The sequence below is a fragment of the Mycobacterium sp. E787 genome (genome assembly GCF_001668725.1).
In the GTDB taxonomy this organism is placed as follows: Bacteria; Actinomycetota; Actinomycetes; order Mycobacteriales; family Mycobacteriaceae; genus Mycobacterium.
In genome coordinates, this window is sequence record NZ_LZKL01000081.1 from 1 (window position 1) to 671 (window position 671).

The window sequence follows — 671 nt, forward strand, 5'->3', positions numbered from 1 at the left end:
GGCGACATCGACATCCTGATCACCGACAAGACCGGCACCCTGACCGAGGGCCGCATCAGCTTGGTCGACACCGTCAACCCGGCCGGAGTGCGCAACGACTCGGTGCTGCGGCTGGCCCTGCTGGCCTGTGACATCGATCCGGCCGCGGGCGGCGCCGCGACCAACGCGCTGGACGGCGCGCTCTGGGCGCACCCCGCCGCACGGCAGCTCGTCGGCGACGGTATGGACCGGGTGGCCTTTTTGCCGTTCGACCACATCCGCCGTGCGACCTCAGCCTTGGTCGATGACCATGGAAAGCGACTGCTGGTGGTCAAGGGCGCACCCGAGCAGATGCTGGCCCGCTGCTCGAGCGCACCCGATCAGTCTCAACAGACGTTGTCCGAGTTGTTCGCGGCCGGGCGCCGAGTGGTTGCCGTGGCGGCCAAGCCGGCGCCACACCTGTCCACGATCACCGCCGACGACGAATCCGAGTTGATGCTGGTCGGGTTCTGCGTCTTTGCCGACGAGCCCAAGGCCGCCGCCCGGCAATCCCTTGATCAGCTTGCCGAGCTGGGAATCGAGGTGAAGATCGCCACCGGCGACAACCCTCGGGTGGCCGAAAAGGTCTGCAATGACCTGGGTTTGGCGTCCAAGGGCACTCTCACCGGCGCCGAGCTGGAACCCCTCGAGGC

General features: G+C 67.7%; 1 protein-coding gene. It reads left to right on the forward strand.

Going from position 1 to position 671, the window contains the following annotated elements:
- Positions 1-671, forward strand: a 671-nt coding sequence (locus A5705_RS15630) for an HAD family hydrolase (RefSeq protein ID WP_156763138.1), incomplete at both ends; no start/stop codon positions are given.